The sequence below is a fragment of the Citrobacter sp. T1.2D-1 genome, from assembly GCF_950098555.1.
Lineage (GTDB): Bacteria > Pseudomonadota > Gammaproteobacteria > Enterobacterales > Enterobacteriaceae > Citrobacter_A > Citrobacter_A telavivensis.
The window spans coordinates 362,840-385,326 of record NZ_CATNHH010000012.1; the positions used below are offsets into that span (position 1 = coordinate 362,840).

General features: G+C 54.6%; 20 protein-coding genes. 9 read left to right on the forward strand and 11 right to left on the reverse strand.

Annotated elements, in window-relative coordinates:
- Window positions 1-207: 207 nt before the first annotated feature.
- A complete protein-coding gene (gene dagR, locus QQZ17_RS13120) occupies window positions 208-3,006 on the reverse strand; it encodes a transcriptional regulator DagR (RefSeq protein WP_152400720.1) in 2,799 nt (932 codons plus the stop codon).
- 103 nt (window positions 3,007-3,109) lie between these two features.
- Entirely contained in the window at window positions 3,110-3,526 is a 417-nt protein-coding gene (locus QQZ17_RS13125) for a GNAT family N-acetyltransferase (RefSeq protein ID WP_152400722.1), read from the reverse strand.
- A gap of 129 nt (window positions 3,527-3,655) precedes the next feature.
- Between QQZ17_RS13125 and QQZ17_RS13130 the strand changes: the two genes are divergently transcribed.
- Complete coding sequence (locus QQZ17_RS13130; RefSeq protein ID WP_152400724.1) at window positions 3,656-3,949, forward strand: YicS family protein; 294 nt, start codon at window positions 3,656-3,658, stop codon at window positions 3,947-3,949.
- Window positions 3,950-3,984: 35 nt separating this feature from the next.
- On the opposite strand, the gene QQZ17_RS13135 is transcribed toward QQZ17_RS13130, so the two are convergent.
- Window positions 3,985-4,941, reverse strand: a complete 957-nt coding sequence (locus QQZ17_RS13135; RefSeq protein ID WP_152406222.1) for a LacI family DNA-binding transcriptional regulator — start codon at window positions 4,939-4,941, stop codon at window positions 3,985-3,987.
- A 292-nt stretch (window positions 4,942-5,233) separates the two neighbouring features.
- On the opposite strand from QQZ17_RS13135, the gene QQZ17_RS13140 reads away from it, so the two are divergent.
- From QQZ17_RS13140 to QQZ17_RS13160, 5 genes are all read left to right on the forward strand, one after another.
- The gene (locus tag QQZ17_RS13140; protein ID WP_042323435.1) at window positions 5,234-5,548 is read left to right on the forward strand and encodes a PTS sugar transporter subunit IIB; all 315 of its coding nucleotides are present in this window, start codon (window positions 5,234-5,236) and stop codon (window positions 5,546-5,548) included.
- A gap of 12 nt (window positions 5,549-5,560) precedes the next feature.
- Complete coding sequence (locus QQZ17_RS13145; protein WP_061075858.1) at window positions 5,561-6,892, forward strand: PTS sugar transporter subunit IIC; 1,332 nt, start codon at window positions 5,561-5,563, stop codon at window positions 6,890-6,892.
- A 20-nt stretch (window positions 6,893-6,912) separates the two neighbouring features.
- Window positions 6,913-8,295 (forward strand): glycoside hydrolase family 1 protein, encoded by a 1,383-nt coding sequence (locus QQZ17_RS13150; protein ID WP_152400726.1) that lies wholly within the window; start codon window positions 6,913-6,915, stop codon window positions 8,293-8,295.
- A gap of 12 nt (window positions 8,296-8,307) precedes the next feature.
- Complete coding sequence (locus tag QQZ17_RS13155) at window positions 8,308-8,610, forward strand: PTS lactose/cellobiose transporter subunit IIA (protein WP_046492303.1); 303 nt, start codon at window positions 8,308-8,310, stop codon at window positions 8,608-8,610.
- A 202-nt stretch (window positions 8,611-8,812) separates the two neighbouring features.
- Window positions 8,813-10,192, forward strand: coding sequence for a carbohydrate porin (locus tag QQZ17_RS13160; protein WP_152400728.1), 1,380 nt, complete (start codon window positions 8,813-8,815; stop codon window positions 10,190-10,192).
- A 157-nt stretch (window positions 10,193-10,349) separates the two neighbouring features.
- Here QQZ17_RS13160 and nepI read toward each other — a convergent pair whose 3' ends face one another.
- Window positions 10,350-11,543 carry a purine ribonucleoside efflux pump NepI gene (gene nepI / locus QQZ17_RS13165; RefSeq protein ID WP_152400730.1) on the reverse strand — a complete coding sequence of 398 codons (1,194 nt, stop codon included), beginning with the start codon at window positions 11,541-11,543 and terminating at the stop codon, window positions 10,350-10,352.
- 212 nt (window positions 11,544-11,755) lie between these two features.
- On the opposite strand from nepI, the gene QQZ17_RS13170 reads away from it, so the two are divergent.
- Window positions 11,756-12,115 (forward strand): type II toxin-antitoxin system RelE/ParE family toxin, encoded by a 360-nt coding sequence (locus QQZ17_RS13170; RefSeq protein ID WP_152400732.1) that lies wholly within the window; start codon window positions 11,756-11,758, stop codon window positions 12,113-12,115.
- Window positions 12,099-12,422, forward strand: a complete 324-nt coding sequence (locus QQZ17_RS13175; RefSeq protein WP_152400734.1) for a helix-turn-helix domain-containing protein — start codon at window positions 12,099-12,101, stop codon at window positions 12,420-12,422. Before QQZ17_RS13170 ends, QQZ17_RS13175 begins: the two co-directional genes overlap by 17 nt.
- 67 nt (window positions 12,423-12,489) lie before the next feature.
- On the opposite strand, the gene QQZ17_RS13180 is transcribed toward QQZ17_RS13175, so the two are convergent.
- Entirely contained in the window at window positions 12,490-12,942 is a 453-nt protein-coding gene (locus QQZ17_RS13180) for a DUF1198 domain-containing protein (protein ID WP_152400736.1), read from the reverse strand.
- A 52-nt stretch (window positions 12,943-12,994) separates the two neighbouring features.
- Window positions 12,995-14,329 (reverse strand): NCS2 family permease, encoded by a 1,335-nt coding sequence (locus tag QQZ17_RS13185; protein ID WP_152400738.1) that lies wholly within the window; start codon window positions 14,327-14,329, stop codon window positions 12,995-12,997.
- A 175-nt stretch (window positions 14,330-14,504) separates the two neighbouring features.
- Between QQZ17_RS13185 and adeD the strand changes: the two genes are divergently transcribed.
- Window positions 14,505-16,271 (forward strand): adenine deaminase, encoded by a 1,767-nt coding sequence (gene adeD / locus QQZ17_RS13190; RefSeq protein WP_152400740.1) that lies wholly within the window; start codon window positions 14,505-14,507, stop codon window positions 16,269-16,271.
- Between the two features lie 78 nt (window positions 16,272-16,349).
- On the opposite strand, the gene uhpT is transcribed toward adeD, so the two are convergent.
- From uhpT to QQZ17_RS13215, 5 genes are all read right to left on the reverse strand, one after another.
- Window positions 16,350-17,741, reverse strand: a complete 1,392-nt coding sequence (uhpT, locus tag QQZ17_RS13195) for a hexose-6-phosphate:phosphate antiporter (protein WP_152400744.1) — start codon at window positions 17,739-17,741, stop codon at window positions 16,350-16,352.
- A 142-nt stretch (window positions 17,742-17,883) separates the two neighbouring features.
- Window positions 17,884-19,212, reverse strand: a complete 1,329-nt coding sequence (gene uhpC / locus QQZ17_RS13200; protein WP_152400746.1) for an MFS transporter — start codon at window positions 19,210-19,212, stop codon at window positions 17,884-17,886.
- A 9-nt stretch (window positions 19,213-19,221) separates the two neighbouring features.
- On the reverse strand, window positions 19,222-20,724 hold the full coding sequence (gene uhpB, locus QQZ17_RS13205) for a signal transduction histidine-protein kinase/phosphatase UhpB (RefSeq protein WP_152400748.1): 1,503 nt from the start codon (window positions 20,722-20,724) through the stop codon (window positions 19,222-19,224).
- Window positions 20,724-21,314 (reverse strand): transcriptional regulator UhpA, encoded by a 591-nt coding sequence (gene uhpA, locus QQZ17_RS13210; protein WP_152400750.1) that lies wholly within the window; start codon window positions 21,312-21,314, stop codon window positions 20,724-20,726. The genes uhpB and uhpA overlap by 1 nt, the downstream gene beginning before the upstream one ends.
- Window positions 21,315-21,467: 153 nt before the next feature.
- Complete coding sequence (locus QQZ17_RS13215; protein ID WP_152400752.1) at window positions 21,468-22,481, reverse strand: aldose 1-epimerase family protein; 1,014 nt, start codon at window positions 22,479-22,481, stop codon at window positions 21,468-21,470.
- Window positions 22,482-22,487: the final 6 nt, after the last annotated feature.

The window sequence follows — 22,487 nt, forward strand, 5'->3', positions numbered from 1 at the left end:
CCTCCTGGCGCGATTACATGAGACTTGCAATGCCTGATGGCGCTTCGCTTATCAGGCCTACGGATAATGCTTTTGTAGGCCGGATAAGGCATTTATGCCGCCATCCGGCAAAACTCATCAAAGTAAGAGCAAGGGTTGTGCCAGTATTTGTGTCACGCGAGGGGGAAAAGAGAGCGGGCAGGGCGCAACGCCTCGCCCGTTAAGGGATCAGCTATAAAGCAGTTCGTAGATATAAAAATATTCCGCATCCGATAAACGGATGGCATAGGCCTCTTCAATGGGCAGAAACGCAGATTTAATGACACTAAACGCGCGGGGATCGAGATTCGGTTTGTTTTCCAGCGCCATCTGTAACGGTTTACGGTTGATCACGATACGCTCAACCATGCAACAGCAGTGGATCAGGAAGCGTAGTGTCACCTGGCGACTCGGTTTCAGGGAAAGCGTGGTCGTCAGGTGGTTAAGCACGCCCTCCATCTCCTTGAGAATGCGCTGCGGATTGAGCACCGAAATATGGTTAATAATGCTCTCCATGGTCAGCGCGCTGATAAAACGCATGGCACTGCGCTCCATCTCCAGACGGCGTTCGGCGCTGGAGAGATCCGGCGTCAGCAGACTTAACACCAGTTTTGGCCCCTGCTCTGAGAACAGTTCTTCCAACGAGATAAACGGAATATCCGGCAGCCCCGGCTGGAAAGTACCGACAATTCCCGCCAGTCGCTCATTGGCGTTCAGCGCCTGCTGGACGCGTTCGAGGCTGCGCACGTCGTTGTAATCGAGAATAACCATTCGCGTGTCCTGCGACATCAGTTCGCCAAAGCTCTCCTCAAGCACTTTTTTAATTTTTTCCGCCGTACCCATACCGGTAATGCAGGAGATAACCAGCACTTTGCCGCCGTTTTCCTGCTGCGGGGTACACAGCTGACAGGGGATGTTTTTGCTCTGCATGAGCGCCGCAAGCTGGGGCAGGTCGCTGGTTTCGTAGCTTAAATCCAGCCCGATCTCCAGCAGGCTGGTCAGCGTGATGTTGGGCATTAACAGTACGTCTATCTGAAATAACTTGCTGATCGTACTGCCGAAATGCACCAGTGAACCAATATCGACCATCAGAATCAGCCGCTGATAGCGTTGGGTCTGAATAATCTGGGTTAGCGTTTCCAGCGTGTCATGCACCGACTGCTCAAACGGCATGTCGACCGCGCTGAACAGATCGCGTTCCAGTACGCGGTTGACGTACTGCGCCATGCTGGTCGCGGTGGTTGCGCCGTGCGCGACGAGGATCACGCCGCAGTCCGGGCTGGCATCAATGCGCTGGCGGTAGTGACGGCACTCTTTCAGGAACAGACACAGCCAGACCACTTCCGTCGCCGGGCACTGAATATGCAGCAGTTCATTGATTTTCCGGCACAACAGCGTGGCGTTATCGTATTCATCCTTGCAGCGGTCGAGGATCAGGCTGGAAGAGTAGAGCTGCGGAATCAGTCCGCGCTGGACATAGCCAATCAGCGCCAGGAAGTGCTTGCGCAGCGGATTCACCAGATTTTCCGGCAGCGTAAAGCCCAGCACCTGCTCCACGCAGCCGATCAGTAGCGTCACGCGTTCTTCAATTTGATCGCCATAGCGCGGCGGATGCGCCACGCTATCGCGGCTGTAGAGGCCATATTCGAAGATTGAACTGAGCTTGTTTTTCAGGATAGCCAGCGTTTCCGCCGGCGGGACATTACTGTTGCGCAGATTGACATATTCACGGGTCAGGAAGCTGTAAAAGAGATCGCTCTCTTCGATTTCCGCCCCGGTCGCCAGTGAGGTTTTCAGCGCCGGCAGCGTACGCGCATCAATGTTCAGCCGCTCTTTTCCTTCAAACAGCGCGTCGACCAGCAGACGTTGTTCCGGCGTGGCATGGAACGGTATCTCCGCCAGCCGTTTATCCAGCTGTAGCGTGTCGTTATGTTCCGTCATCCCCGATGCCCACGCCTGGGCGCACAAGAACTGGATATCGCTCTTCAACTGACCAATGTTGCCCTCCAGCGGTTTGTTCAACAGCCAGAGCAACAGCGTTTTGTCGATGCTGACCGTACGCTCGATTTTGCGACTTTCACGCTGCAAAAAACCGACGATCAGCTCCACCTGTTCCTCAATCGATCGCTGACGAATCCCCGGCAAGTCGATGCTCACCTGAATTCGTCGTTGGAAGGTGCGCAACAGCGATGAACTCACCGGTTCCGTGGTCGCGCAAATCAGACGAACCGAGATTGGACGCGCCGTGGCGCTGGATCCCAGCGGACGGTACTCGCCCTTATCGAGAATAGAAAATAGTTTCTCCTGTCCTTCGTAGGGCAGGCGATGCACTTCGTCGAGCAGCAAATAGCCGCCGTCCGCCTGCTCGACCAGACCGGGTTTATTCTCGCTCGCACCGGTGAAGGCCCCCTGACGATGGCCAAACAGGTGCGAAGAGAGCAGTTCCGGGTTATGGGCGTACTCGGCGCAGTTAAAATAGACCAGCGGCGGCGGGGAACCGGCGGCTTGTTCGCAGGCAAAGCGGTGCATCAGTTCGGCAAAAAAGGTTTTCCCTACGCCGGACGGCCCGGTCAGCAACACATGCAGGCCCTGCGGATAGAGCACGGCGGCACGGCCTTTTTCTACGGCGTCACGCAGGCTGCGATCGTAGCCAATCAGACCGGTGAAAGGATCGTCACCGCCCGTATTTTCCGCTTGCGGAAGCAGGTCGGCCACCGAGCGCACTTCGCGCTCGCTACTCTCCAGCTTGCGCCCCAGCAACGTCTCCAGCGTCTGTCTGTGCAGGAAGAACACCGGACGTCCCCGGCTTTTAATCGCCAGACCATCGTTCCACAGCTGATTGAGATCTTTACTGACCGAGTTGCGCGCCAGCCCCAGGTTAAAGCCAATCGCCTCCGCCGTGAACGCCGTTTCCTGCGCCAAATCGGCACGATCCAGCCCACGCGTCAGCCTTTCAAGCTCTCCCAGTACGATCTCAATCCGTCTCATCTCTTTACCGCTTAAGAATTAAATGATTGTTCAGAACATACACTATTCTGCTATGCAAGAAAGTGAATCGACGTCCAGACGTCATGGTGAACCCGTCCGGTCATCAAAATGTTTTCGATAAATAATGCCGGGCGGCCCCTTTTTCCGGGAAGTCATCGAGGGTCAATTGCAGTTGATAACCGTTCTTCTGATAGAACGGCAGCGCCTGAAAACTCAGGGTATCGACCAGCGCATGGAGACAACCTCTCTCGCGAGCGGCGTGCTCTGCAGCCTGGATCAGTTGACTGCCGTAACCGCCTTTGCGCAGGGACTCATGCATCCATAAAAAATCAATGCTCAGCCATTCCCCTTTGATTTTGCCAATCAATCCACCGCGAATGTCCTGCTGCTCGTCACGCCAGTAAACCGCCAGATCGCCAAAATTCCTCGTTTTCAGAAACTGGAAATTGTAGGCACGCAGTCCAGCAAGCAGCGCGTTTTGATCGTCTTCGGTAACGGTATCTGTAATCTGTATCTGCACTCTATCCTCCTGAAAAACTACAACTTTTGGCTGAATCGTTTTCCGACAGTAGCACAGGCTGCTGAGGGAGTCGTACACCGTCTACACTTACTCTTGAAATGATGCGCATCGACTACAAGGATTATTATCATGAAACGAGCCGTTTTATCGATCATTGCCGCCCTTTTCTTGCTGCCCACGCTGGCACAGGCCGACTCGCCTTACGGCGCACTGCAATCCGCGCACGAAAAAAATACGATACTCAAGGACCTACGCAAAATCTGTACGCCGCAGGGTTCACCTTCTGACGAGGCGTGGGAAAAAACGATCATGGCGAATAAAGACAATCAACAGCACATCCGCGAGGCGGCGTTGGCGATGGAAAGGAATAATCAGAACAACTACTGGGAAGCGCTCGGCAAGGTGGAATGCCCGGACATGTAAGCGTGAAGCCCGCGCTTCACGCCCGATGATAAACTTTACCGCTGACGCACATCCGGGATGATTAAGTCGCCGCGCAGCACATACGATCCCAACATACTTTGCGTTTTTTCGTTCAGCCAACTGACAATCCGCGCCGCCATCGCATCCATAGAGTATTCGATTGCCGGGATGGTCGGGATCCCCGGCAGATGCAGCGAGCCGGCGAGGCTGAAGATCATAATGTCTTCCGGAACCGACTTATTAAACGCCTGCAATTGCGGGATCACCCGCTGAGCCTGCTGCTCATCCGCCACCAGCAGCGCGTTAAAGTTAAGCGTGGAAGCGTTATTTAACAGCTCCTGTAACGCCACCGAGGAAGAGGTCGCTTCCATAAAGACCAGGTTGCGATTAAACGGCAGGAAGTTCTTCTCCAGCGCATGTTTGTAACCGAGCAGCACCTGTTCGCAGAACCCCATGCCTTCAGGATGGATGAGGGCTATCTGCCGACGATTTTGGCTAATCAGATAGTTACAGGCCGTTTCGGTGGCAAAGGTGTGGTCAAACTGAATGCTGGTCACGTCGTCGCCTGCCTCCAGACAGTCCACCAGAATGACGTTCTCCTGCGTGATATGCAGCGGAAAACGCGCACCAATAATCAGCACATCGTCACACAAGCCGCAGCTTAACTCATCGAGGGCGCTCATCACCTCCGCTTTGGTATTGGCGAAACGAAGCAACAAATGTTTCTGATGCTGACTCAGGTGCTTTTCCAGCGCGTAAAGGTAGCCCGTCGTCTGGTTGATGTTGTCCTGCGCGCAAATCACGCCTATGCAGCCGGTGGACTGACTGAGCAGCGACTGGGCAATCACATTCGGACGATAGTTCAGCTCATCCACCGCCTTTAACACGGCAAGACGACTGGCTTCCTTCACACCACGCGATCCGCTCAACACGCGCGACACCGTGGCTTTAGACACGCCAGCCAAACGCGATACATCGTTGATAGTAGACATCATTCTCCCCTGACAGAGCCTGCCTGGCTCCTTCAATCCTGAATTTAACATTGGCTTAAATATTCGCCACCAGCAGTATAGCGTTTTCCTTTTTTCATGGAAACCGATTTTCCGTTTCCACTCAAAAAGCGTGAAATAGCGACGAAACCGTGAGCCAAATCCAAATAATTAGCCTTATAAGAATAAGATCTTGACGGTTGTCACAGTTCCGTTTGCTTCGTATGGAAACCGGTTTCCGTATGATATCAAATCAGACTCGCAATAAGTTTTTACATTTTGAGGATGGTTAATAATGTTCAGGATTATGTTGTGTTGCTCTGCAGGGATGTCCACCAGTCTGCTGGTTCGTAAAATGGTCGAAGCCGCAGAAGAGCGGAAGCTGCCAGTACAAATTGATGCATATGGCGTTTCCGAATTTGACATTCAGTTTCCAAACTACCAGGTGGTGTTACTTGGCCCCCAGGTAAAATACATGCTTAACACGCTCTCAGAGAAGGCTGCCACCCAAAACATCCCCGTAAAAGCCATTGATATGCAGGATTACGGAATGCAACGCGGTGACAAGGTGCTGGATTTTGCTCTGTCGCTGATTGAAGCGGCACATTAGAAAGGTGTCATTATGAGTTCGTTATATCAGTCAATGGTTGCTGTCATAGAACAATCCATCACGCCTCTTGCCGGTAAACTGGGCCAGCAGAAATACGTGATTGCGATTCGTGATGGTTTTACCGCGGCGCTGCCGTTTATGATCATCGGCTCGTTCATGCTGGTGTTTATTTTTCCGCCGTTCTCTGCCGAAACCACCAACAGCTTTGCCCGTGGCTGGCTCGATTTTTCCGCCACATACCGTGAACAACTGATGCTGCCGTTTAACCTCAGTATGGGCGTTATGACGTTCTTCATCTCCGTGGGCATTGGCGCCAGTCTGGGCCGTCAGTTTAATCTCGATCCGATTATGTCCGGCCTGCTGGCGTTTATGGCCTTTTTACTGGTCGCCGCACCGTATGCCGACGGTAAAATCTCCACGCAGTACCTTTCCGGTCAGGGGATCTTTACCGCACTGATTACCGCCATCTACTCCACGCGCGTCTATGCCTGGCTGAAGCAGCACAACATCACAATCCGTCTGCCGAAAGAGGTTCCGACCGGCGTCGCCCGTTCGTTTGAGATCCTCATTCCGGTTCTGGTGGTCATTGCGACACTGCATCCGCTGAACCTGTTTATTGAAGCGCAGACCGGAATGATTATTCCGCAGGCGATTATGCATCTGCTGGCACCGCTGGTTTCAGCGTCTGACTCCCTGCCGGCGATCCTGCTTTCGGTTCTGATGTGCCAGATTTTCTGGTTTGCCGGTATTCACGGCTCGCTGATCGTCACGGGCATTATGAACCCGTTCTGGATGGCAAACCTGTCGGCAAACCAGGCTGCTCTCGCGGCGGGTGTCGCCCTGCCACACGTTTATCTGCAAGGTTTCTGGGATCACTACCTGCTGATCGGCGGCGTGGGCTCTACTTTACCGTTGGCCTTCCTGCTGCTGCGCAGTCGCGTTACCCATCTGCGGACGATCGGCAAAATGGGGATCGTCCCTAGCTTCTTTAACATTAATGAGCCTATTCTGTTCGGTGCGCCGATCATCATGAACCCGATGCTGTTTATCCCGTTCGTCTTCGTGCCCATGATCAACGCCGTACTGGCATACGCTGCGACCCGTCTGGGCTGGCTGGATCAGGTAGTATCACTGACGCCGTGGACCACGCCCGCACCGATTGGCGCATCGTGGGCGGCAAACTGGGCCTTTAGTCCGGTGGTGATGTGCCTGATCTGCATGGTGATGTCGGCGCTGATTTACCTCCCGTTCCTGCGCGCTTACGAACGCTCTCTGATGAAAACAGAAGAGCAAAAAGCCCAGGACGCCGTCTCCGTGGCGAACGCTGCCCGTAGCAACTCATAATGAATCAAGGAGTCAGAACAATGAGATACCGTTTTCCTGAAAACTTCTGGTGGGGCAGTGCCTGCTCAGCGCTGCAAACCGAAGGGGATAGCCTGAACGGCGGCAAAAGCCAGACCACATGGGATGTGTGGTTCGACCGCCAGCCAGGTCGTTTCCATCAGGGGGTTGGCCCGGCGAACACCTCGACGTTTTATCAGCACTGGAAACAGGACATCGCGCTGTTGAAGCAGTTAAAACATAACAGCTTCCGCACCTCGTTAAGCTGGTCACGTCTGATTCCTGATGGTACGGGCGAGGTGAATCCTGAGGCGGTGGCGTTCTATAACAACGTCATTGACGAACTGCTGGCGCAGGGCATCACGCCGTTTATCACGCTGTTTCACTTCGACATGCCGATGGTGATGCAGGAGAAGGGCGGCTGGGAAAACCGTGACGTCGTGGAGGCCTTTGGCCGCTACGCGCAGACGTGTTTCAAATTGTTCGGCAACCGCGTTAAGCACTGGTTCACCTTCAACGAGCCGATTGTGCCGGTGGAAGGCGGCTATCTGTATGACTTCCATTACCCGAACGTAGTGGATTTCAGGCGCGCAGCGACCGTGGCGTATCACACCGTGCTGGCGCACTCGACGGCGGTTCGCGCTTATCGCGCGGGCAACAACGATGGCGAAATTGGCGTGGTGCTCAACCTGACGCCTTCCTATCCGCGCTCACCGCATCCGGCGGATGTGAAAGCCGCACACTATGCGGATCTGCTGTTTAACCGCAGCTTCCTCGATCCGGTGCTGAAAGGGGAATATCCGGCGGATCTGGTGGCATTGCTGAAAGAGTACGATCAGTTGCCAGCCTGTCAACCGGGTGACGCACAGCTGATTGCCGATGGCAAAATCGACCTGCTGGGGATTAACTACTACCAGCCGCGTCGGGTGAAATGCCGTGATACCGCAGTCAATCTGAATGCGCCCTTTATGCCGGAGTGGTTGTTTGATTACTACGAAATGCCAGGCCGCAAAATGAACCCTTATCGCGGGTGGGAAATTTATGAGCCGGGTATTTACGATATTATTACGAACCTGCGTGATAATTACGGCAACCCGCGCTGCTTTATTTCTGAGAACGGAATGGGCGTAGAAAACGAACAGCGTTTTATTCAGGATGGGCAAATTAACGACAACTACCGTATTGAGTTTGTTTCTGAACACCTTAAATGGCTACATAAAGGGATCAGCGAGGGCTGTCAGTGTCTTGGCTACCATATGTGGACGTTTATTGATAACTGGTCATGGCTCAACGGATATAAAAACCGCTATGGCTTGGTACAGTTAGATTTAGACACGCAAAAACGTACGGTGAAAAAGAGCGGCGAGTGGTTCGCTAATACCGCCGAACACAACGGATTCGATTAAGAGATACAGACAATGATTGCATTAGAAGAAGCAGTAATGGACATTATCGTCAATGCCGGACAGTCCCGTAGTCTGTGCTTCGAGGCGCTGCACGCCGCGCGTGCAGGCAACATTGACGAGGCGAAAAGCCTGCTTCGGGAGGCTGACGGCTACGCTCGTCAGGCTCACCACATGCAAACCAAATTGATCGAACAGGATGCCGGGGAAGCCCGGCAACCCATGACGTTAATTATGGTGCATGCGCAGGATCACTTAATGACGTCGCTGTTAGCCCGCGAACTGTCAGAAGAAATTATTCATCTCTATCAACGCTAATTTAAATTAAATAATAAACGGAGACGTCACTACGATTAAATAAATACTACCTGTACCTCTATCTATAAATAACAGATCAACTTGTTTTGGTGATAGCGAATTACACCGAGGCGGGATGGTTATTATCTTAAAATAAATTAATGCGCACATCTATTCAGAATGCTTAATGCAAACTGAAGGATAAAACGTAAATGAGATAACCATGAACATGATAAAAAAACTTCCATTAGCCATGGCGGTCGTGGCCGCGCTTTGCCCGATTTCTGTACTCGCACAGGAATTTACTCAGGAACAAATCGACGCCATCGTCGCCAAAGCCGTAGATAAAGCCCTTGCGGAACGTCAGGCGAAAATGGACGCTGCTGTGGCGAAAAAAACCGATGTCATTAACGAGCCGCAAAGCGCCGCACAGTCACCCGACATGGCCATCCCGTTCGGTGTGAAATTCAGTGGCTATGCGCGTTATGGCGCGCAGTTCCAGAGTGGCGATCAGAAATACGTGGGCGTTGATGGTTCCTATAACGGTGCATCCGCCATTGGTCGTCTGGGTAACGAAGGCAACGGCGGTGAATTCCAGCTCTCCAAAGCGTTCAAAGGCGACAACGGCGCGATCTGGGATATCAACGTGATGATCGACCACTGGGGCGACGAGGTGAACCTCAAAAAAGCTTACGCGGGAGTCACCAACGTCCTGGAATCCAACCCGAACGCCTATATCTGGGCCGGTCGCGACTTCCACCAGCGTCCGCAACAGGGGATCAACGACTACTTCTGGATGAACCACGACGGCCAGGGTGCCGGGGTGAAGAACTTCGATATTGGCGGCATTCAGTTTGACGTTGCCACCGTAGCTGCCGTTGAATCGTGCAGCCCGGAAGTGATGGAAGATGAAGCCAACCCGTCACGCATTACCTGTACCGGCGGTTCCGGCACGGGTGATAAAGGGAACTACGCCGTTACCTCAAAAATTCACGGCATGAAACTCGGTCCGTTGGATCTGGAAATCTACGCCAACTACGGCTTTGACTCGAAAGCCGTCGACACCGACGATCGCCTGAAGGCCTGGCAGGGCGCGTTTGTGGTGAGTCATACCAATGACAGCGGCGTCAACAAAGTGATCGCCCGTTACTCTGATAACTCCGACAACAGCGTCTACAACAAAACCGACGACCTGACCGCGATTTACGCCAGCTTCGAAGGAAGCCACAAGTTTACGCAGCAGGCGCAGGTTGAATACCTGCTGGCATTCCATGACTACGATAACAGTGCTGACCAGAGTGAAAATCGTAAGAACTACGGTGCCATTGTACGTCCCATGTACTTCTGGAACGACGTGCACTCCACCTGGCTGGAAGCGGGCTATCAGCGTGTCGATTATGACAACGGCGGCGATAACAAAGGCTGGAAGCTGACGCTGTCGCAGAACATGTCGATTGCGATGGGGCCTGAATTCCGTCCAATGCTGCGCTTCTATGTCACCGGCGGCAAAGTGGATAACGACCGCACCGCACGCGTGAACGGCACAGATGACGAAACGCTGGACGATTTCAACGTCGGCGCGATGTGGGAAGCGTGGTTCTGATTGGCAATATCGCGTTATGCCTGATGGCGCCGTTAACGCCTTATCCGGCCTACAGTCACGTAGGCCCGGTAAGCAACGCGCCACCGGGCATAATGCCGGATGGCGGCGTTAACGCCTTATCCGGCCTACGTGAAGGAACCCTCAATGAGGGTTGAGGTCATTGCATACCCTTTATGCGAACTTTCGCTGCCACCAGAAGCGCCGTCAGCAGCATCAGGCTGCCGGAAAGCATCAGGGGCGACAGCAGGCCAAGGTTATCGAGTGCATAGCCTCCCACCGCGGCCCCACAGGTATTGGCAAGCTGGATCACGGCGACCTGGACGGATCCAGCCTTTTCTGCCTGATCGGCGAGCGATCGGGTGATCCACGTCGACCATCCCACCGGCACCAGCGCAAACGCCAGCCCCCAGATAATTGCAATGCTTGCCGCAACAATCTTGTCGCTGCCCCACAGCATCAGCACCAGCGCGCTCAGCGCCAGCACCAGCGGCGCACCGGCTAATGCCAGTTTGACAGAGCGTTTGAGAATCAAGGACGACAGCGACGTGCCGACAAAACTGGCAATACCAAAGCTCAACAGCACCAGCGTCAGGCCATCGACATCAAAGCCCGCCAGATTCATATATATCGGACGGATGTAGGTGAAGAACGCAAACTGCCCGGCAAAGGACATAAAGATGGCAATCATCCCCGCCATCACGCCCGGACGATTCAGCAGGCTGAACATGTTTTGCTTCTGATGCGAAGGCTCGCCGGGCAGCGGCGGCAACGATTTCACCAACCAGATAATACACAGCACGCCCATCACCGCCGCCGCGTTAAAGACATTACGCCAGCCAATGATCCCCCCCAGGAAACTACCCAGCGGCGCGGCAATAACCAGCGCGATAGAGACGGATCCGAAAATCACCGACAGCGCTTTCGGTACCGTACGCGGCGGAACCAGCCGCATGGTCAGCGAGGCCGACATCGCCCAGAATCCGCCCAACGCCAGTCCCAGACAGGCGCGTCCCACCAGCAGTAACGCGAAGGAATTGGCAAAAGAGACCAGCAGGCAGGAGAGGGTCAGCAACACGGAGAACAGAATCACTACGTAGCGACGGTCAGTGGCCTGAATGATCTGCGTGATAAACAGGCTGGCAAACATGGCGACAAACGCGGTCACGGTCACCGACTGTCCGGCTACGCCTTCAGAAATGCCCAGGTCCTGCGCCATCGGCGTCAACAGACTGACGGGTAAAAACTCGACGGTGATCAGGCAAGCCACACAGAACGCCACGGCAAATACTGCCGACCAGTTTGGGCGAGCGACAACGTCAGCGTGGGTTTTCTCTTCGATACATTCACTCATTTTGCTATCTGCGTCGATTTCTTGTGGGGAAGCTACGCAGTGTAACATTTTAAATGTGACGTATTTAACGTTTTGGCTACTTTCTTCGTTTGCATTGCCGCTTTCGAGAAGGTTCGCAAATGTGAAATATCTACCGCAAAATTTATTTATCATCGTATTGAAACGCATAGTATGCCACCAGGTGCTATACTTACGGTTACAGGATGTCTCCGATGCGTGTATTCAAAACCAAATGGTTTTCCAGGGAAGCAAAATCCCATGCCATCAAAGATGATGAGTTATGCCAGGCAATTGAAGCCACTTTACAGGGGCAGGCAGACGATCTGGGAGGCGGCATTTTTAAAAAGCGTCTGAACCAGAACCGTGACCGCGCGATTATCCTCGCGAGGGGTGGCAACCACTGGTTTTACACGTTTTTGTATGCCAAACAGGACATGACAAATATCACTATCAACGAACTGGCGGGCTTTCGTGAGTTAGCAAAACATTACGCTCGTCTGACTGATGACAACATTACGGCATTGATTAAGAGTAAAGAACTGGTGGAGGTCTGCGATGACTATAAAAAATAACTTTAAAAGCCCAGCCTTCGAAGCCATCCACAGCGCAGCATCCGGGTTATATAACGTTGAGGCGATCCCTCAGGAAACGATGCGCAATTTCGACAAAGCCTGCCTGAGCCAGGTCAACGCTCTCCTGCCGCTTGAAATTAAAGCACTACGCGAGAAATTCAACGTTAGCCAACCCGTGTTCGCACATTACCTGAACACCAGCGTGTCCACCGTGCAAAAATGGGAGAGCGGCGCGAAACGCCCCAGTGGGATGTCTCTCAAACTGCTGAGCGTTGTCCAGAAGCATGGATTAAAAGTTCTGGCGTAACCGCGAATGGCGTAATTCATGATGAATATCGTCGGCTCAGTTAACGACATTCATCGTCTATATTGTCTTAGTGCAGCCAGTGCACGCCGTCTTCGGGTTGAAAAAAGGCGTTGTAACGCATCTGGAACGCATTAATGTCCTGCATATCCGGATCGGCCTCACGTAAGAAACCGAGTGCCAGACGCACCTGCGCGTCGGTGATCGGCGCGGCCAGCCGGGCCTTTTGCAGCAGGCGATGCCACTGCAACAGATTCTGCTCGCTGCCGTCCACAATGACACTTTGCCAGATCAACAGGACCTGAGCGGCGTTTTGCAGATGCGACTCGTCGGGGCGGTGGAGATACTGCAAAAATGCCTCTCCCTGCGCTTTTCCCATCTGATCGATCATCGATTCTACCGCCACCACATCAATATTCAGGCGCTCGCTCAAGCGGCGAATCGCCCGCCGGGATCCGGAAGTAAGGATCCGAAACCCGACAACAAACACCACCGCCAGTGTGGCCAGCATTATCCAGACCATGAGTTCTCCTGCTTTATCCGCGCTCATGATATCTGGAAACGGCCCACGAATACTAATCCACCAGAATGATTTTCAGCGCGAAAAGCGCCGCGACCGTAATGACGCAGAGGTTTAACTCCCGCCAGCGTCCGGTAAACACTTTCATAATGCAGTAGGACATAAAACCAAGCGCAATCCCCTCGGTAATGGAGAAACTAAAAGGCATCATCACCGTGGTGATAAACGCAGGCACCGACTCGGTAAAATCATCCCAGTTAACGCGGGAGAGGCTGGAGGTCATCAGCACACCGACAAAAATCAGCGCCCCTGCCGTTGCATAAGCGGGAACCATACCCACCAGCGGAGAAAAAAACATCACCAGCAGGAAAAGCACGCCCACCACCACCGCCGTCAGACCGGTGCGCCCGCCAACCGCCACGCCCGAGGTGCTCTCAATGTAGGCCGTCACGGAAGAGGTGCCGATAAACGCCCCGGCAACCGAGCTTACACTGTCGACATACAGCGCCCGCCTCATGCTTGGAAACTTACCGTCGCTACCGATTAACCCGGCTTTATCCGTCACACCAATTAGTGTTCCTGATGAATCAAACAAATTGATGAGCATGAATGAAAAGATAATCCCGGCCAGGTTAAGCGATAATGCACCGCGTAAATCCACCTCACCTATCACCCCGCTGATACTGGGAGGCACAGAATAGATGCCGCTAAAATGGACATCACCGAAAAACAATCCACAACAGGAGGTGACAACAATGGAAACCAGCACCGCTGCATGAAACTGACGCGATGACAGCACGGTAATAATAAAGAAACCTAAAATACCCAGTAATACACTGTGGGAACTTAAGTCACCAATGGTCACCAGCGTGTCTTTATTCGCAACAATAACGCCCGCATTTTTTAACCCCATCAATGCAATAAATAAGCCGATACCGCTGGTAATGCCGATACGTAAATTAATCGGAATATTGGAAATCATCCAGTAACGAATGCGAAAAAGCGTGAGTAAAAAGAGTCCGACCGCGCCCCAGAATATGGCCCCCATTCCCGTTTGCCAACTCACCCCCATCGCCCCCACTACCACAAAGGCAAAAAACGCGTTCAATCCCATCGCCGGGGCTAATGCAACAGGAAGGTTAGCGACCAGGCCCATCGCGATACTGCCGATGCCGGCGATCAGGCATGTGGTGACAAACACCACTTTGGGATCCATCTGTGCGGCCCCGAGTATTTGCGGGTTCACGAACACAATGTACACCATCGTTAAAAAAGTCGTCATCCCGGCAATCGTTTCTGTCCGCACGTCGGTGCCATGCTGGCGCAGTTTAAATAATCGCGAAAGATGATTTAAATCATTTCTCGCGTCATCACTGACATCAGTATTCATCTTTTTTATCCATTAATGAAGATATAATCAGGTCTCATTTAAAACATCTCCCATATTTAATTCAGTGATTGCAATCACAATGCCAATGCCCGTTAATCGATAAGCTTTAAATAATCACCCGGCATTTCTTTATGATAAATAATAATCAAATTGATAAAATCAAAATGAGAAAAATATGAACAACGGCATAAGTCATAAATTTCATTATATTAGCCGTCAGGAACGGCAGAAATTATTAGCGGTTGCGCGCGGTGAAGCCGTCGCCGATTATATTATTGATAATGTCATCCTTCTCGATATTATCAATGGCGGGGAAATGACGGGTCCCATCGTGACCAAAGGACGACATATCGCGGGCATCGGCGCAGAGTATCGTGACGCCCCGGCATTACGGCGTATCGATGCCCACGGCGCAACGGCCGTTCCCGGCTTTATCGACTCACACCTGCACATTGAATCCAGCATGATGACGCCGGTCACATTTGAAACCGCAACGCTGCCGCACGGGCTCACCACCGTTGTTTGCGATCCGCATGAAATCGTCAATGTGATGGGCGAAAAGGGATTTTCCTGGTTTGTCCGCTGCGCCGAACTGGCGAAGCAGAATCAGTATCTTCAGGTGAGTTCCTGCGTTCCGGCCCTGAAGGGATGTGATGTGAATGGCGCGCGTTTCTCCCTCGACCAGATGCTGACCTGGCGCGATCATCCACTGGTGGCCGGACTGGCGGAAGTGATGGATTATCCTGGCGTCATTGTCGGACAAAATACGTTGCTCGACAAAATGGATGCCTTCCGCCATCTGACGCTGGACGGCCACTGTCCTGGACTGAGCGGTAAGGCGCTCAACGCCTACATCGCCGCCGGGATAGAGAACTGCCACGAGAGTTACGCCCTGGAGGAGGGGCGCCGCAAACTGCAACTTGGGATGGCGCTGATGATCCGCGAAGGGTCCGCCGCCCGCAACCTCGACGCGCTGGCACCGCTCATCAACGCCTTCAACAGCCCACAGTGCCTGCTCTGCACCGACGACCGTAATCCCTGGGAAATCGCTCATGAAGGGCATATTGATGCACTGATTCGCCGACTGATTTTACACCATAACGTCCCGCTACACGTCGCTTACCGCATCGCCAGTTGGTCAGCAGCACGCCATTTTGGCCTGCACCATTTAGGCTTACTGGCCCCCGGAAAACAGGCGGATATCGTCCTGCTCAGCGATGCCCGCAACGTGGCGGTACAGCAAGTGTTTGTCAAAGGGGAACCCATTGATGCCGAACGCCTGAAAGCCGGGGAACCGGCAAGGCTGGCGCAAACCGTTCCGCCCTATGGCAATACCATTGCGCGGCACCCCGTCTGCGCCGATGACTTTGCGCTGCATTTCACCCCCGGCAAACGCTATCGGGTGATTGATGTTATCCCTAACGAACTGGTGACGGGTGCCAGTGCCTGCATGTGCACCGCCGGGGGCTTCGATCGCCATGATATTTGCTATATCGCCGTGCTCGAGCGCTACGGTCAGCAGTCGGCCCCGGCCTACGGTTTATTAGGCGGATTCGGCCTGCGTGAAGGCGCGCTGGCGGCAACGGTCAGCCATGACAGCCATAATATTGTGGTGATCGGTTGCAGCGCTGATGAAATGGCGCTGGCGGTTAATCAGGTGATTGAAGATGGCGGCGGGCTCTGCGTCGTGCGTAACGGTCAGGTGCAGTGCCATTTGCCGCTGCCGATTGCCGGATTAATGAGTACCGACACCGCCGATTCGCTGGCTGGACAAATCGATGCGCTCAAAACGGCGGGTCTCGAGTGTGGCACGCTGCCCGATGAGCCTTTTATCCAGATGGCGTTTCTCTCCTTACCGGTGATCCCCGCACTAAAACTCACCAGCCAGGGACTGTTTGACGGTGAAACGTTTACCTTTATCTCTCCGGAGATTGCTGACTGATTTCAGAATGCCGTCGCCAGAAACAGGCATAAAAAAAGCCCAGCGCACAGGCTGGGCAACATGTTACCCACTACACACTTAAGCGGTTCTTAACTGCTGAATTTTTCTTTCCCGGCGAATTTTGCGTTCTTCCATGACCGCGACCATGGCCATCAGGCAGATGCAGCCAATCGCGGCAGCGTCCAGAGCAGCAAAGGTGCCCGCCCAACCGGTCAGACCAAACACGGGCGTACCGTCAGCAATCATCCCCAGGCCTAACTTGGCAAAGCTATCGCCAATCAGATAGGCAAAGGTGCCTTTGATACCATCCGCTGCGCCAATGGCTTTTTTCGGGACAAAGCCCACCGCCGCTACGCCAATCAGCAACTGCGGACCAAACACCAGGAAACCGAGCGCAAACAGTGACGCGAGATAGACATACTGATTGCTGGCATGCTGATAGACGCCAAGCGTCGCGATGATCAGTGCCAGCGCCACACAGGCCACCAGCGCCCGTCGACCGTTCGCCAGATCCGAGAGCCAACCCCACAGCAGCGTCCCCACCAGCGCGCCCACCTCAAACAGAGTAAAGCCCTGAATGGCCACCGCTTTGGACAGTTTCAGCTCCTGGAAAGCGTACACCGTCGACCACTGGTCGATACCGATACGCACCACGTACAGGAAGATGTTGGAGAAACACAGCAGCCAGATGACTTTGTTTTTCAGCACATATTCAACAAAGATCTGCCATTTGGTCATGTCATTTTCTTCAGTCTCTTTATCCTCTTCGCTGATCTCTTCGCCGAATAACTCTTCAGCTTTACCGAGACCGTAAGATTCCGGCGAATCGCTACCGAATCGCAGACCGATAAAGCCGACAATCAGGGCGATAATCGACGGGAAGATAAACATCCCAATCACGTGCCCGTCGAACAGGACGTTCGCACCGAACAGCGCCACGCCTGCCGCGCCCGCGCCGCCCAGGTTATGAGAGATATTCCAGAAGCCGAGAAAGGTGCCGCGCTTACGGCGAGGCGTCCATTTTGTGATAGTGGAATAGCTGCACGACCCGCCGGTACTCTGAAAGAAACCGCTCAGGGCATAGAAGGCGATCATCAGGAACAGGCTCACCGAGCCGGTGCCCATGCTGGCGCTGAAGCCGAGCATACAAATCGCGGAGAGGATCAGCATAAGCGGCAGGAACTGCTTGGTGTTTTTGCCGTCAGCGTAATAGGAGACCAGCGTTTTACCCACGCCGTAGGTAATGGAGAACCCCAGGCCAATCATCCCCAGTTGCGTCATGCTCAACCCGTAGGTGGAGATCATGTCATTCTGGGCGATGTTAAAATTCTTGCGGATCAAGTACATGGTCAGATAGCCGATAAAGACCACCAGATAAGACTGCATGAACGGTTTGAACCACATCTTGCGCCGCACATCGAGCGGCAGATCCAGGGTGGGTTTACGCACCTGGTTTAGAAAGGCCAGCATAGGACACTCCCGAGTTCATTTTTATACCTGCGAATAGCAGGCATTGTAAAAATCAGTCGGGAGACACGCCTGAGACAGCGTCCAGGCGAAACCGGGAAAATGTCTTAGTTTTGCCCCACTCGCGGTAAAAAAGTGAGCTACATCACGCTTCACTGGCCTCGCGCGGGGCCTGGGCGTTGAGGAACGGCAGTAATAACAGGGCAGAGATGCCGGCGGCGATAGCAATAACAACGAAGAAACCGGTCCAGTGCCAGGTTTCCATCACCTGTGCCAGCGGCCAACCGGAAAGCGAGGCGCCGAGATAGGCAAACAGCCCCACAAACCCGGTCGCCGCGCCCGCCGCCTCTTTGTGCGAGCACTCCGCCGCCGCCATTCCGATCAGCATCTGCGGGCCAAAGACAAAGAATCCGGTAGTGAAAAAGCAGGCAGCCTGCATCACGTAACTGGCAAACGGCATCAGCCACAGCGAGCCGACCGAAAGCAAAATCCCGGCGGCAAAAATCAGGTTCATCGGCCCACGGTTACCGTTGAACAGTTTGTCCGACCCCCAGCCTGCCACCAGTGCGCCGATAAATCCGCCCAGTTCAAACATCGTCACCGCCATATTGGCAGCCACCAGATCGACGCCCAGCGTCTCGGACATATACAGATTGCCCCAGTCGTTGATGGCCGCACGCACCACGTATACCAGCACATAACAGAGCGACAATAGCCAAATGTAAGGATTGAACAGCACGTATTTGGTGAGGATCTCTTTGCGGGTCAGTCCTGCACCTTCCTGCTGCTGGGCGATTTCCAGCGCATCGTGCTGCCAGTCGCCTACCGGCGGTAATCCCACGGCCTGCGGACGGTCGCGCAGCCGCCAGCAGAGAAAAAACCCGATGACAATCGCCAGCGTTCCGGCCATCATCATCCCGGCACGCCAGCCATAGTGCAGCGCCACAGCGGCCATGACGATCGGGATCAGCGCGCCGCCAACGTTGTGCGCGGTATTCCAGATAGCCCACCAGCCACCGCGCTCGTTACGGGAATACCACGCCGTCAGCAGACGGGCGCACACCGGCGCGCCCCAGCCCTGGAAGAAGGCGTTCAGCGCCCACAGCAGGGCAAACGCCCAGAGCGAGGTGGAGAAACCAAACAGAATGTTGACGATACCGGTGGCAATCAGCCCGATCCCCATGAAATAGCGAGCGTTGGAACGATCGCTGACGATGCCGGAAACAAATTTCGACACGCCATAGGTGATGTAAAACAGCGTCGCCAGCAGGCCAATATCGCTACGGCTTAATACACCGCTGACGAGAATGTCCGGCACGGCAGCGTTAAAACTTTTACGGGTGAAGTAGAACAGGGCGTAGCCCAGCCAGATGGTCAGCAGGATATGACGACGCCAGTAGCGGTAGCGTTCGTCAATCTCGCGCTTGTCCGTTAACTGCGGCGCATTCGCCGGTGCTTTGAAGAAGGTCAGCATCGCCGCTCCTTAAACGTAACGCAGGGGCAACGAGACGCTGACTCGCGTACCGTGGGTGCAGGAAATCGTCAGTGAACCGCCGAGCGCCGTCACGCGCTCGCGCATCCCGGTCAGGCCAAACCCCTGCTGGCCGGAGCCCGGCGGCAAACCGCTACCGTCATCCTCAATTACCAGCATCAGCCGCTCGTCCTGCTGCCAGCCCTGCAGCGTCACCGCGCTGGCATTGGCGTGTTTCACAATATTGTTCAGCCCTTCCTGGCAGACGCGAAACAGGGTGACGCGCTGACTTTCGCTGAGCGCCGTCTCGTCGATTCGCCAGTCGAGATGGCTGACGATGCCGCGGCTTTCCAGCTCCATTTCCCGCATCAGCGAACGGATAGCGTGTTCCAGCGTTAAATCGTCCAGTTGGCGCGGACGCAGGCGTCCCAACAGGCGCCGCACGGAATCATAAACGCCAAGCGAAAGCTGTTCGATAAGTTGACCGCTCTGCTTCACGCCGCCGTTTTCCACCGCCAGCCGCTGTACAATCCCGGCCTGGGTACGGATGGCGGTGATGGTCTGTCCGATATCATCGTGCAACTCACGCGCCACGTCGCGGCGCACACTCTCTTCGGTTTCCAGCAGGCGCTCCGCCAGCCGATGATTACGCGCCAGTTCGTTTTGCAGTGATTGATTCAACTCACGCAGACGCTGAATGCCTGCGCCAAGCAGTAGCCCGGTCAGGCTTTGCGCCAGCAGAGAGAGCAGTAAATCTACGGGATGATCGTGCCAGGTCTGGCTGGCAATTAGCGCAATGGCGTTCATCAGCGTTGCGATCAGTGCCCCCTGCCAGCCATAGTGCCAGGCCAGCGCGATAATAGGCAGTGCCAGACAGAAGGGGGTAAACCGCGAAAGCTCGGCGGGCAATCCCAACTGGAGCCACAGGCTGACGCTGAACAGCAGCAGATACCAGATCAGGTGCCGACCGCGCCAGTTCACCGGTTGCGACACCAGCGCCGGGCCCAGTGGCAACCAGGTGGTACTGGTCAGATAGTGCCAGAACACCAGGCAGATAGGCGCCAGCGTTAATCCGCCGGTCAGGGTCAGCAGCAGCGCATTCCACGCCGCTTCCCCCTGTCCCAGCCAGGGCAGCGACTGCAACAGCGCCGCCGCCGTCAACGCCGCTCCCTGAAGCAACAACGTCCGCCAGTCGCGCTGATGGCGATAGCGGGAGATCAGCGCCACGGGCAGCAGGGTCAGCAAACTGCCGATCATCAAAAGAGGCAGATGCGCCAACGCCACTTCCTGCGCCAGCCAGAAGGTGAGTAGCCATTCCGCGCCCAACAAAACCGGCCAGTAGCCGCGCGGACATTGCAGCATCAGCCCCAGACGCAAACCAAACGGGAACAACAGTACCGCCAGTTCCGGGCGCTCAACCAGGTGCAGGCTGATGCTCCACAGACAAAACCAGGCGGCAGAGAAGATAAAAAAACAGGCGAGAACGGTGATTAACCGAGAGAACAGGGTTTTCATTACCAGCCGTCAAACATGCGCCGCGCCAGCTCAACGTCATTGCTGACACCCAGTTTTTCCATCAGGTTAGCGCGATGGACGTGCACCGTTTTCGGCGAGAGCCCCAGCTCGGCGGCGATCTCTTTCACCGCCATCCCCTGCGCCAGCTTTTCCGCCACCTGACGCTCGCGTCGGGTCAGCGGATCCTGACGTCCGGCCGCCAGTTTGACGGCAATTTCTGGCGTCAGATAACAACCTCCGGTTGCCACCGTATGCACCGCCGCGATCAGTTCATCCGGACTACAGCGTTTAGAGAGAAAACCGCGCGCCCCGGCGTTCAATGCCTGTTCCACCAGCGCCGGGCTATCGTGAACAGAAAGCATGATGGTCGCCATCCCTTTCGGTAACTGGCTTAATAGCTCCAGCCCGGATATGTCCGGCATTGAGATGTCGCAAATGCACACCTGAACGCCGCGTCCCGGTAATCCTGCCAGCGCCTCACGCCCCGAGCCAAACTCGGCAACAACCTGCAAATCCGCCTCCAGCCCCAGCAGTTGGGCAAAGCCGGAGCGAACGATAAGGTGGTCGTCTATAAGGGCAACGGTGATCATGGTTCTGTCCTGGCGCGTGCAACGGCCTGATGGCGCTACGCTTATCCGGCCTACAGGCAGATACCGCTGTAGGCCGGATAAGGCGTTTACGCCGCCATCCGGCGAAAGCGCTTACCTTAACGATAAGCGCGTTGCTGTTCAAGCCTTGAGCGTTCAGGCGATGCCGGTGGTGACCGTAAATGTCCGGGTTTGCTGCGGTTGAACCTCAATCAGCGTGCCGTTTCGCTGGGCGGCAAGAAATCCTTCCGGACGGCAGGTGGCAGGCAGGGCAAATGCCGCGACCTGCTGATCGCCGTTATACAGGATCCAGCGGGTTACGTAGTTGAGTTCCGAACTGGCGAAACGGGTAACAAACGTGGTGCCATCCGGGGCGATCATGCGGAATTCGGGTTTATCCGTATACCTGTCCAACTGGTCGGCAAAGAAGACGATTTCTGGATCGTAGAAGTTGGGTTCATTGAGCGTCGCCAGCGACGCTTCGCCTTGTAAGATCCGTTGATTAAATGCCAGCCACTGTTCGGTGGGTTTCACATGCGCCGGGACCGATTCGCGAAGCCGCAGCGCCTCATCCGGAATATTCTGGCTGAACGTCGCCTCTGGCACATATGCATAGTTCATGTGGCACATGTACTGCAGCGGCATCGCGACAGACGCGAGGTTAGTGACGGCCATCTGGATATCAAACAGCGCGCTCGCTTTATGCATCACCACCGCAGGCTGCGCCTGATAATGATGACCGAATCCCATCACATACTCGTAGCGTCCGGTCACGCGCAGGCTGTCGCCGTCCAGTTCCAGCCAGGCCTCGTCCATCGCAGCACAGGCCATTTCACCGTGTAACGGGTGAGTATCTTCCGGCGACGGGCAGCCATTGGCCAGCAGTCCTGAATGGAAGGCAAAACAGCCATAGGTCGCCACCACTTCCGCTGCGGGTTTCGGCTGACGGAACATGTTGCGCATGGTCAGATCGTGGCCGTCAAACTGCGCGTCCCAGAGAATCTGCCCCATCCAGGGCAGAATCACCAGATGACCACGACTGTTCTGCACCTTCAGCCCTTCCACACCGCTGGCATAACGAAAGGCGGTAACCGTGAAATCACTGTTCTCCAGCAGGATTTGCGGATGTTCACTAAAGAGCGTCCGCCACAGCGTGATACGTGTTGTCATAATCGT

Excerpts from the sequence above, each read along its gene's own strand:
- adeD (WP_152400740.1), top strand. The coding sequence starts at position 14,505 with ATGAACAACGGCATAAGTCATAAATTTCATTATATTAGCCGTCAGGAA.
- QQZ17_RS13185 (WP_152400738.1), bottom strand. The coding sequence starts at position 14,329 with ATGAATACTGATGTCAGTGATGACGCGAGAAATGATTTAAATCATCTT.
- QQZ17_RS13135 (WP_152406222.1), bottom strand. The coding sequence starts at position 4,941 with ATGTCTACTATCAACGATGTATCGCGTTTGGCTGGCGTGTCTAAAGCC.
- QQZ17_RS13215 (WP_152400752.1), bottom strand. The coding sequence starts at position 22,481 with ATGACAACACGTATCACGCTGTGGCGGACGCTCTTTAGTGAACATCCG.
- uhpT (WP_152400744.1), bottom strand. The coding sequence starts at position 17,741 with ATGCTGGCCTTTCTAAACCAGGTGCGTAAACCCACCCTGGATCTGCCG.
- QQZ17_RS13160 (WP_152400728.1), top strand. The coding sequence starts at position 8,813 with ATGAACATGATAAAAAAACTTCCATTAGCCATGGCGGTCGTGGCCGCG.
- QQZ17_RS13170 (WP_152400732.1), top strand. The coding sequence starts at position 11,756 with ATGCGTGTATTCAAAACCAAATGGTTTTCCAGGGAAGCAAAATCCCAT.
- QQZ17_RS13155 (WP_046492303.1), top strand. The coding sequence starts at position 8,308 with ATGATTGCATTAGAAGAAGCAGTAATGGACATTATCGTCAATGCCGGA.
- QQZ17_RS13175 (WP_152400734.1), top strand. The coding sequence starts at position 12,099 with ATGACTATAAAAAATAACTTTAAAAGCCCAGCCTTCGAAGCCATCCAC.
- uhpA (WP_152400750.1), bottom strand. The coding sequence starts at position 21,314 with ATGATCACCGTTGCCCTTATAGACGACCACCTTATCGTTCGCTCCGGC.
- QQZ17_RS13150 (WP_152400726.1), top strand. The coding sequence starts at position 6,913 with ATGAGATACCGTTTTCCTGAAAACTTCTGGTGGGGCAGTGCCTGCTCA.
- uhpC (WP_152400746.1), bottom strand. The coding sequence starts at position 19,212 with ATGCTGACCTTCTTCAAAGCACCGGCGAATGCGCCGCAGTTAACGGAC.
- QQZ17_RS13140 (WP_042323435.1), top strand. The coding sequence starts at position 5,234 with ATGTTCAGGATTATGTTGTGTTGCTCTGCAGGGATGTCCACCAGTCTG.
- QQZ17_RS13145 (WP_061075858.1), top strand. The coding sequence starts at position 5,561 with ATGAGTTCGTTATATCAGTCAATGGTTGCTGTCATAGAACAATCCATC.
- nepI (WP_152400730.1), bottom strand. The coding sequence starts at position 11,543 with ATGAGTGAATGTATCGAAGAGAAAACCCACGCTGACGTTGTCGCTCGC.
- uhpB (WP_152400748.1), bottom strand. The coding sequence starts at position 20,724 with ATGAAAACCCTGTTCTCTCGGTTAATCACCGTTCTCGCCTGTTTTTTT.
- QQZ17_RS13180 (WP_152400736.1), bottom strand. The coding sequence starts at position 12,942 with ATGGTCTGGATAATGCTGGCCACACTGGCGGTGGTGTTTGTTGTCGGG.
- QQZ17_RS13130 (WP_152400724.1), top strand. The coding sequence starts at position 3,656 with ATGAAACGAGCCGTTTTATCGATCATTGCCGCCCTTTTCTTGCTGCCC.
- dagR (WP_152400720.1), bottom strand. The coding sequence starts at position 3,006 with ATGAGACGGATTGAGATCGTACTGGGAGAGCTTGAAAGGCTGACGCGT.